This window comes from Granulicatella sp. zg-ZJ (assembly GCF_010892355.1).
Lineage (GTDB): Bacteria > Bacillota > Bacilli > Lactobacillales > Aerococcaceae > WM01.
This window is the reverse complement of sequence record NZ_WNJY01000042.1, coordinates 1-8,913: the sequence shown is the minus strand read 5'-3', so window position 1 is coordinate 8,913 and position 8,913 is coordinate 1. Positions and strand designations below refer to the sequence as shown.

At 30.5% G+C, this 8,913-nt stretch carries 10 protein-coding genes and 1 pseudogene; 5 read left to right on the top strand and 6 right to left on the bottom strand.

Annotation, left to right across the window (positions count from 1 at the left end; translation table 11 throughout):
- The first annotated feature begins 307 nt into the window (after nt 1–307).
- Nucleotides 308–1,147, top strand: coding sequence for an HAD family hydrolase (locus GMA11_RS08790; protein WP_163546775.1), 840 nt, complete (start codon nt 308–310; stop codon nt 1,145–1,147).
- Between the two features lie 238 nt (nt 1,148–1,385).
- Here the strand turns inward: GMA11_RS08790 and GMA11_RS08785 are convergent, their stop codons facing one another.
- Both GMA11_RS08785 and GMA11_RS09455 read right to left on the bottom strand, forming a co-directional pair.
- Complete coding sequence (locus GMA11_RS08785) at nt 1,386–1,553, bottom strand: hypothetical protein (RefSeq protein ID WP_163546774.1); 168 nt, start codon at nt 1,551–1,553, stop codon at nt 1,386–1,388.
- A 72-nt stretch (nt 1,554–1,625) separates the two neighbouring features.
- The gene (locus GMA11_RS09455; RefSeq protein ID WP_255466037.1) at nt 1,626–1,754 is read right to left on the bottom strand and encodes a hypothetical protein; all 129 of its coding nucleotides are present in this window, start codon (nt 1,752–1,754) and stop codon (nt 1,626–1,628) included.
- 925 nt (nt 1,755–2,679) lie between these two features.
- Between GMA11_RS09455 and GMA11_RS08780 the strand changes: the two genes are divergently transcribed.
- From GMA11_RS08780 to GMA11_RS08770, 3 genes are all read left to right on the top strand, one after another.
- A complete protein-coding gene (locus GMA11_RS08780) occupies nt 2,680–3,174 on the top strand; it encodes a phage terminase small subunit P27 family (RefSeq protein ID WP_163546773.1) in 495 nt (164 codons plus the stop codon).
- Nucleotides 3,171–4,874 carry a terminase large subunit gene (locus GMA11_RS08775; protein WP_163546772.1) on the top strand — a complete coding sequence of 568 codons (1,704 nt, stop codon included), beginning with the start codon at nt 3,171–3,173 and terminating at the stop codon, nt 4,872–4,874. The genes GMA11_RS08780 and GMA11_RS08775 overlap by 4 nt, the downstream gene beginning before the upstream one ends.
- 189 nt (nt 4,875–5,063) lie before the next feature.
- Nucleotides 5,064–5,552 carry a phage portal protein gene (locus GMA11_RS08770; RefSeq protein WP_163546771.1) on the top strand — a complete coding sequence of 163 codons (489 nt, stop codon included), beginning with the start codon at nt 5,064–5,066 and terminating at the stop codon, nt 5,550–5,552.
- A 278-nt stretch (nt 5,553–5,830) separates the two neighbouring features.
- On the opposite strand, the gene GMA11_RS08765 is transcribed toward GMA11_RS08770, so the two are convergent.
- The 4 genes from GMA11_RS08765 to GMA11_RS09375 all read right to left on the bottom strand — a co-directional run bounded on the left by GMA11_RS08765 (nt 5,831) and on the right by GMA11_RS09375 (nt 8,442).
- Nucleotides 5,831–6,724, bottom strand: a complete 894-nt coding sequence (locus tag GMA11_RS08765) for an Abi family protein (protein ID WP_163546770.1) — start codon at nt 6,722–6,724, stop codon at nt 5,831–5,833.
- A gap of 225 nt (nt 6,725–6,949) precedes the next feature.
- Nucleotides 6,950–7,615 (bottom strand): hypothetical protein, encoded by a 666-nt coding sequence (locus GMA11_RS08760; RefSeq protein WP_163546769.1) that lies wholly within the window; start codon nt 7,613–7,615, stop codon nt 6,950–6,952.
- Between the two features lie 60 nt (nt 7,616–7,675).
- Complete coding sequence (locus GMA11_RS08755; RefSeq protein ID WP_163546768.1) at nt 7,676–8,107, bottom strand: S24 family peptidase; 432 nt, start codon at nt 8,105–8,107, stop codon at nt 7,676–7,678.
- A complete protein-coding gene (locus tag GMA11_RS09375; RefSeq protein ID WP_240332500.1) occupies nt 8,104–8,442 on the bottom strand; it encodes a helix-turn-helix transcriptional regulator in 339 nt (112 codons plus the stop codon). Before GMA11_RS09375 ends, GMA11_RS08755 begins: the two co-directional genes overlap by 4 nt.
- Before the next feature lie 267 nt (nt 8,443–8,709).
- Between GMA11_RS09375 and GMA11_RS08745 the strand changes: the two are divergent.
- Nucleotides 8,710–8,913 (top strand): annotated as a pseudogene (locus tag GMA11_RS08745) (hypothetical protein); the annotation flags it as partial.

Here is an 8,913-nt window from a genome sequence, read left to right as displayed (position 1 = left end):
TATATTAGACATAGGCAATTTCTCCTTATTATTTGGTGGTACTTTTAATTTAAGAGAAAATTGCCTTTTTGTCTACATGAAATTAGGGTTGCTGGCTTATGCCATCAACCCTAAAAATTATACAGCCATTTTTTGTTTTAGTGTGAATCTTTTGGGTTCATAGTATATCAATTTGTCCTTACTATGATAATTAAAAATAAACTATATTTGACAAAAATGAGGATAGAAGTGTTTATTGGTGCGTATCATTGACTATTCCATATAATCTTTATACAATAAAAATAATAGAAAGATATGAGGTGCAAATATGACGATAAAACTAATTGCGACAGATATGGATGGTACTTTTTTAAGAGAGGATAAAACGTATGATAAAGAGCGATTTAACCAAATTGCTGAACAGTTGCGTGAGAAAAATATCGTTGGTGTCATTGCAAGTGGAAATAGTTTTGACCATATTTCAAAACCTTTTGATGATGTATGTCAAGATTGGCTATATTTTGCAGGAGATAACGGGAACCATATTGTGAAACAAGGGGAGTCCATTCATGTATTAGCGATTGCTCAACACATTGTTGAAAAAGTTGTGACATTAGCTGAAAGTTTTGAAGGATGTTATGCGTTATTGAGTACGACAAAAACAGCATACACTTACGAAACGATTTCTGATGAAGCGTTGATGCATTTTCTAAAATATAATATGGAAATTATTAAAATAAAAACATTGTCGGATATTCCAGCTGATGAAGAAGTCGTCAAAATTGCCATCATGAGTAAACGTTCTTTAGAGGAAAATAAACAAATTGCTTTAACAATTCGTGAACAATATAATGTTTCTTCAGCGACAAGTGGAGATATGTGGATTGATGTGTATCATAAAGACGGCGGAAAAGGAGCAGGCATTCGATTTATACAAGAAAAATACGGTATAAAAAAAGAGGAGTGTATCGCATTTGGCGATAATTTAAATGATTTGCCAATGATGAAAGAAGTTAAGTACAGTGTTGCCATGGAAAATGCCGATAATGAATTGAAAAAAGTATGTCGTTATGAGATTGGAACGAATGAAGAACAAGCTGTTCAAAATATTTTAGAACAATTCGTTGCAAATGGAGATATCTCTTTTTTACAGAATAAAGAGAATTAAGTAAAGATTATCTATTAAGAATATACCAAAGGTGTACGATTATTTTTGTTTTATTTTGTAACATGATTATTATCTCCTATTCTTTTTTTGAATGTACTTGCCAAAAATTAAAAAGGTAATGTATAATATTGTTACTTTCAATTTTTGGAAGTTTATTTCTGCTAACTGTTGTTCACTTTTTCGAAGAGTTGTAACAGTTAGCTTTTTGATTTGTTCATAATAGCGTCAGCTATTTTTGTTATTGTCTGATGAAGTATAATATTAAATCTGCGATACCTTTTTTATTATAAAGTTTCACAGCGTTTTTAATTTCTTGTTTTTCATCTGCTGTAACATCTATTTTTAATTGTACAGTCCTTTTTTTTCCGGTTGCAGGACGTCCTCTTGGACGTTTTGGTTCTGTCATTGACTTTCAACACCTTTCGCTGTATAATTATCTCAAGGGAAGGGCTAAGCTTTTCAGCTGTCGCCCAATCCGCTATGTTTTAAAAAGCTTTAAGACTGAAGAGAGTATGTTTATAATTGCACTTATAAACTTTAAGAATAGCTCAAGTCTTTGAGCTTTTTCTTTTTCTCGTTCTTGTCTTTTTTCTCGCCTCGTTTTCATAACGTCCCTCCTTTCCGTTGAGATTTTTTTTGGAGGGTGTAAGTTCTTTCTTTAACTTACACTTATATTATAAACGTACGTTTATAATAAGTCAATACTTTTTTTAAAAAAAATAAAAAATTTTTTTTAAAGCAGAGTTGTAAAATAAAGTGCAAATAAAAAGCAAAGTATATTGAAAAGTACTTTTTATATATTATGTTGTAATTATGTTCATATTCTTTTTGCTTTTTTTACTGTATTTTTTGGGAAAAAATTGGGAAAAAATTGGGAAGATTTGACAAGAAAACATGATAAAATTGTATTATGAAATAGTGTATATAAATGTTGTAACTTTTATAGTGACGTTATTTATAGAAGATAAAAAAATAATCAACGTTTGAAAATACGAAGTAAACAACAAAGAGATTGAAACAACATACATATACACATATAACATAACATATAGTAGAATACATAGTTATACAGTCAATCTGTTATATATGTTGTTCATGTTATTTGTATTATCATTTTAAATTTTAAACAAATAAATAGATAGTAAAAACAAAGAGTTAACAGAAAAGAGAGTAGAGAGCGAACAGAGAAACAAAATGACAAAACTATTCAAACGAATGTAAAAAAATAATGAATAGAGAAAAGAAAAAAGAAGATAAAAACAATCAACAACAAACAACACAAAACAAGCAACAAAACAAACAATCAAGAGTAAACTAACGAAAAACACAATAATATAACATCAAGCACAATACCTGCAACAAAAACACGTATGTGTACTAGTTGTTTATTGTGCTTTTTTGTTTGATACCCCATGTTAAAATCACGAAAGGAAAGAGGACTCAAGACCGCACCCAGCCTTTCCTTGTACAAATTCCCCTTTAAAAAAATTTCTGACCTAACAAAAAAATAAAGAACAAAGGAGTAGATGAAAATGTCTAAGGTAGCAATGCCGTTAGAATTACGATTATTAAACGGTTCTAAGCCGAAACGTTCAAATGAAGAAATAAACATGAGGCTACAAGCTGAAAAGTCTTTAAAAACAGCAAGAAATAAATTAAAACCACCAGATTGGTTAGGAGATATAGCTAAAAAAGAATTTAAATATGTTGTGAACGAAACAAAAGAAATAGAACTATTAGGAAATCTTGATGTTCATGCTTTGGCTTTATATTGCAATGTATACGAACAGTATATTTTGTGTACAAAGAGAATTGTTGAAGATGGAATTATTGTAGAAGCAAATAAGGCTTCTGAAACAGTAACTGCCGCTCACCCTCTATTCATTAGACAACATCAGTTGATGCAACAACTAAGAATGATGCAAAATGATTTGGGATTATCACCTTCTGCTAGGGCAAAACTAGCATTGCACGCTGTTAATCAAAAACCAATTAGTGAAAGCGAAAGAGAGTTTGGTAATGTATGATGACGCTGAAAAATATGCTAATTGATTATTGTAAGATAGCGTTAGAGGATACTGGTAGTCATTGTCAAAAAGAGAGATGGGCATATATGCGTTTTTTAAGAGATGTTGAACGTGAAGATACGGAGGAGTTTCCTTATCTATTTGATGAAGAAAAAGCAATGAATTTTTTGAAATGGATGTCGAAATTTAAGCACTCAAAAGGAGTTCTGGCAGGAAAAGCAATAGACCCTGCGCCTATTCAAATATTTATTTTTTCAAATATTTATGGTTGGGTACATAGAGAAACGGGATATAGGAGATTTAAGTTATCGTATTGGCAAGTGGGAAGAAAGAATGCTAAAACACAATCTAATGCTTGCGTAGCTAGTTATGAAGCTAGTGCATTAGGTGAACCGTATTCCGAAGTTTATATAGGAGCTACAAAATCTGAACAGGCTAAAATACTTTGGAATGAGACGGAAATACAAATAAAGAACAGTCCTTTTTTTGATAAGTTTAGAAAAGCGTATGGTAAAATTCACCATGATAAATCCGGAGGGTTTATACAAGCTTTGTCTAAAGATAGTGGTAAAACAGGAGATGGTTTTAACCCTCAAGCAGGATTAGTTGACGAGTATCACGCACATCAAACATCCGATATTTATGATGTGTTAATTTCAGGGATGGGAGCTAGAACACAACCTTTACTAAGCATTATTACAACGGCAGGATTTGAGTTAACAAACCCATGCTACGATATTGAATATAAATATGTCTCAAAATTATTAAGTCCAGATGATGATGTAGAGAACGAAGAATATTTTGCTATGGTAAATGAATTAGATTTTGGCGATGATATAAAAGATGAATCTGTTTGGATTAAAGCTAATCCTATATTAGCTACAACAGAAACGGGTATTGCCTATCTAAAAGGTCGCTTAAAATTAGCACTAGATGTTCCGGAGAAAATGCGTGATTTTTTAACGAAAAATATGAACATGTGGGTAGATATTCCTGAGAATAGTTATCTTGATATAAACAAATGGGATTTGTGTGAACTTGAAGAAAAAGAATTAGATGTAAAAATGAAATCACAAACTGCAATATGTTATATCGGTGCAGACTTATCTGCGACAACAGACTTAACATCATTAGGTTTAATTGCAGTATTAGATAATAAAAAATATGTTAAACAAGTTTCATTTATGCCAGAGGATAGGTACAAAGAAAGAATGTCAGTAGATAAAGTGCCGTATGATTTATATGTTAAACAAGGCCATTTGATTTTAACAGAGGGGTCGGTCGTTGATTATCTTGAAGTTGAAAATTATATTTTGAAATGGTGTGAAGATTATAATGTAAAAGAAGTTTGCTTTGATAAATGGCAAGCTGTTCATTTGATGGCTAGTCTTGAAAGTAAAGGTATAACCGTAGTTGAAATCCCACAACAATTTGCGTTTTTATCACCAGCAACCAAAGATTTTAGAAATCATGTTTATAACACTCAGATTTACCATAACGGAGATAAATTATTAAGGAGAGCGATAATGAACGCTAAAACGAGAGAAGATGATAATGAGAATATTATGTTGTCAAAACGTAAGAGTACAGGGCGTATAGACCCTATAGCTTGTCTTATGAATGCTTTTTCTCGTGCGAATGTTGTACACAATGAAGTGGATTTGAATGCTCATATTTTAAGTGGACGTTTTAGTTTTTGATTGGAGGAGATGGATTTGAGATTGATAAAAGATATAGTGTTTTTATTTCTGATATTTACGTGTTTTTTAAGTATTATATATGGTGTTTATCTAATTTTTCCGCCTGCTTGTTATATTGTCCTGGGTTTTATAGGAATGAATTATATAACTCTATTGTATACACAAATAAATAAGAGAGGAAAATGATAAATGAAGTTTTTTGATGCGTTAAAAAGGAGCATTCTTCCGAATGTTTTTATTGAAGATATACCACCTGAACAGTTTAATGAGTCTCAAAATGGATTTAAAACATTGATTGATATATTTGGGCTGAAAAATACAAGTACGCCGAATGCTTCTACTGCACATCTTTTTAATGATATATATGCCTGTGTTAATGTTTTATCAGATGATATAGCAAAATTACCTATTAAAGTTTATAAGAATAATCAAGGGGATATTGAACGTTTAAGTGAGCATCCAGTACAGTATTTATTAGGTATTAGACCTAATGAATATATGACCCCTTTTACATTTAAAAAAATGATAGTATGTGATGTTTGTTTTTCTGGAAATTTTTATGCCCTTAAAGAATTTGATAAACAAGGCAAAGTGATTGCGTTACACCCTTTAACATCAACGAGCACACAAGTTGTGGTTGATGAAAATAAAGGTGTTTTTTATTATGTTACAATATAAAACCTATAACAAAACCCATTGATAACAATGGGTTTTTAGGTTATAAAAAGGGCTTTACTACGTTTTCTACTACGTTGTTTCTCAAAGTGCAATGAAACTTTATGGAAATGGTATCACCTCCTTTAAGGAAAACGACTCAACAGAGTGGAATTAAATATATATATAAAACAAAAAGTCAACCACGTATAACGTAGTTGACTTTCGTATGAACCCCGTCAGTGCACGCACATCTTGAGCGACAATAATTGTCTTTCGTTGTTAACATACTCTCACATTTTCTATAAAAAGTCAACTAAATTCTTAAAAAAAAGAAAAGCTGATAGTATTTTTTTGTTATTTTGATAATAGCTTTTATTTCGTTTACAACGTTCAATTAATAAACTACCTTGATTCTTTCTATAAGATCTAGAATTTCTACTTGCGTATTTTTTATAAAGTACGAATAAACAAAATAAATCATGAAGTTTTTTCTGTTTTAATTCAAGAATATTTATATTGTAAATTTTTGCTAAGTCTTTAACACTCATTGATGGAGATTTTATTTGATTGACCCGTCCGTATATATTTAAAATTAGTACATTACTATGTGCACATGCATTTCTTATATATTTTGCAGAGGTAATTAAATGGCTAGCATGTTTTAATGATGTAGGAGTATATTTCCTATAATACATTTTTACAAATGATGAAAGAGTACCAAAATCCATTATTTCCACTAGTACCCATATCGGTAAATCTTGTTTACGCTTTGAAAACATATCGGATAAATATTGATTTTTTTCGAAAGAAGAAATAGTTTTTTCATAAGAATATGGATCATATTGTTTAAATTCATCTATGATAGAATAACCATCTTCATTTTTGTTTTGTGTAATATGGGATAATAGTGCTGTTTTTATTCCATGTTCAATATCTAATGACATTTGCAGCAAAAAATATCTTATTTGCATATCTATAGATGCTATATCAATTAAATAAGCAAAATCAACATCAATATATTTTCCGCTAGCGTCTTTTTCAAAATTTTTTCTATAACAAGTTAGTTTATAATAGTAGCTACGTTCTTGTAAAATCTGCATAGCTTCATTTTCTTTTATTAGATGGAATTGTATTCCTTTTTCGTCACGTAATTTTGTTAACATATCTTTGAATTCTAACTTTTCTTTTCTCATTTTCCCCTCCATCTTTTTTATATGACATATAACAAAAAGCCGCTTGACTTAGACAAGTGACTTTTTGTGCAATAGGTTCCTACAGTATAACTGGTAAGACTTCCTATTGCTCTTTCCTTGTCACATACAATATAGTATTGTGTAGATGTTGTCAATTATATATATTTAGTTAAAAAATCACTCAAAAAAATTGAATAATATGAAAAGTAAAGTATAATTTCTTTTTTATTCTCCTAAATGAACATTGATTGGGAAACCTTCTCCTAAATGATACCCTCCGCTTCCCTCTATTCTAAGTATATCTCCTGTATAGAACGTTATATCGTTAAATTCAGAGGAACCTTTAATAATAAACACAGATGCATTGTCTGTTTTTTTAGCATGCGGAGAAATCTTCAACAATTGTTCCGATACCTTATCAAATTCTATACCGTCACTAGATATAACACTTTTTATTGTTGCTTGTGAAAAACCAATGTTTACGTCATTATCGTTTTTTACATCGTATTTTACTTGTAGTGTATATATATTGTTGTTGCTTAAATAATCATCAATGTTAACTTGATGTTGAGACCAGAAGTCTATTGCTTTATTTGTTAATTCAGATGTTTTTAATAACTTGATTTCTTTTATTGTAATTGTTACATTATTTGAGTTTTTTTCGACATTAGGAGTTGCTATTTTTATCAATTCAACCTTGCCGTTTCCATTTTGATATGTGTATTGTCCAACTTCGGTAAGAGGTCCACTTTTAACCTCTTTATTTTTTGTAGATGTAGTGGCTATTGTTGTTGACATTGTAGTAGTTTCTTGTCGTGTTTGAGATATTGACTGTTGTTCTTTAGTTTCATTTCCACAAGCGACTAAAACAACTGCTGTACTTAATAACAATACTCTTTTTTCATATTATTTTCTCCCTCAAAAATTATTTTTTATATCTCACAATGTGAGTTAATAAACTTGAACAGGCGTAAAACTATCTACAACACTACCAATGATATTAAAGTAAATATCTTCATCAACAGGTATATCAATGTAAAAAGGTTCATATTTTTCACTGTTTATTGATACAAGTTTAAATCTGTTTCCCTCATTGTATACTTTTTTCAAATAGCTTTTTCCGTTATAGTCAATCGCATAAACGCCGCCTTGGATGTTGTTGTATCCTTTTTTGATAAGCACAACATCTCCGTCTTTATAATCGGGTATCATACTATCACCAGTAACAAAACTAGCAATATCATGTCCTTTCAAATTTTCTTTATCTGTATAAACTTCATATGTTTCATTTTGTTCCATATAAGAGTATCCACGGCCGGCTGCTAAGCTTTCAACAACCTTTACAGGAGTTAAAACAGTATAGCTTTGTTCGCTTTCTTTCAAAGTATCATTGCATTAAGTTGTTCTTTTAACTGTTCTTCAGCGTAACATAATACATTCTCTTGACGTTTTTCTTCTAATTGGATAGAAGTATCCACGATTGATTGAATTGTTGTGGAGAGGGTGTTTTTTTGTGTGTCCTGTAATGATGTATCAAATACTTCTGGCTTAATTCCTAGTATGGAACAAATTTTAAATACTGTTTCAGCTTTAGCATTCATAACACCACGTTCTAGTATTGAACGGATTGTTGTATATGGGATATCGTTTTCAATAGCGAATGCACGTAAACTATTATATCTGTATTCTATTATTCTTTTTAATTCTGCTTCATTCATATTTCAACCTTCCTTTACTATTATTATATCATACGATTTTTCGTATTTGAACTAAAAAAACTATTGACTATATACGAAAATTCGTATATAATATACTTGTAAGGTAAAAGAGGAAACAAAGATGAGATACCGAAAGCCTTATAAGATAGAAAGGCTGTATAATTTTTAGGGTTGATGGCATAAGCCAGCAACCCTAATTTTATGTAGACAAAAAGGCAATTTTCTCTTAAATTAAAAGTACGACCAAATAATAAGGAGAAATTGCCCATGTCCAGTATAACAGAAACCTTACTACAATTAAAGGATAAAAACATCACATTTGATCATGAAAACATATCAGAATGTGTCATTCGACATAAAAAATCATTAGTCTTATACGGTAAATTAACCTATACACCAGATTGTTGCCCAAATTGTCACGCAACCAATGGCATTGTAAAAAATGGAACACGTCAATCACGACTGTCTTTA

Bases quoted from the DNA above. Each gene is read 5' to 3' on its own strand.
- GMA11_RS08790 (WP_163546775.1), top strand. From the start codon at position 308: ATGACGATAAAACTAATTGCGACAGATATGGATGGTACTTTTTTAAGA.
- GMA11_RS08785 (WP_163546774.1), bottom strand. From the start codon at position 1,553: ATGACAGAACCAAAACGTCCAAGAGGACGTCCTGCAACCGGAAAAAAA.
- GMA11_RS09455 (WP_255466037.1), bottom strand. From the start codon at position 1,754: ATGAAAACGAGGCGAGAAAAAAGACAAGAACGAGAAAAAGAAAAAGCT.
- GMA11_RS08780 (WP_163546773.1), top strand. From the start codon at position 2,680: ATGTCTAAGGTAGCAATGCCGTTAGAATTACGATTATTAAACGGTTCT.
- GMA11_RS08775 (WP_163546772.1), top strand. From the start codon at position 3,171: ATGATGACGCTGAAAAATATGCTAATTGATTATTGTAAGATAGCGTTA.
- GMA11_RS08770 (WP_163546771.1), top strand. From the start codon at position 5,064: ATGAAGTTTTTTGATGCGTTAAAAAGGAGCATTCTTCCGAATGTTTTT.
- GMA11_RS08765 (WP_163546770.1), bottom strand. From the start codon at position 6,724: ATGAGAAAAGAAAAGTTAGAATTCAAAGATATGTTAACAAAATTACGT.
- GMA11_RS09375 (WP_240332500.1), bottom strand. From the start codon at position 8,442: ATGAATGAAGCAGAATTAAAAAGAATAATAGAATACAGATATAATAGT.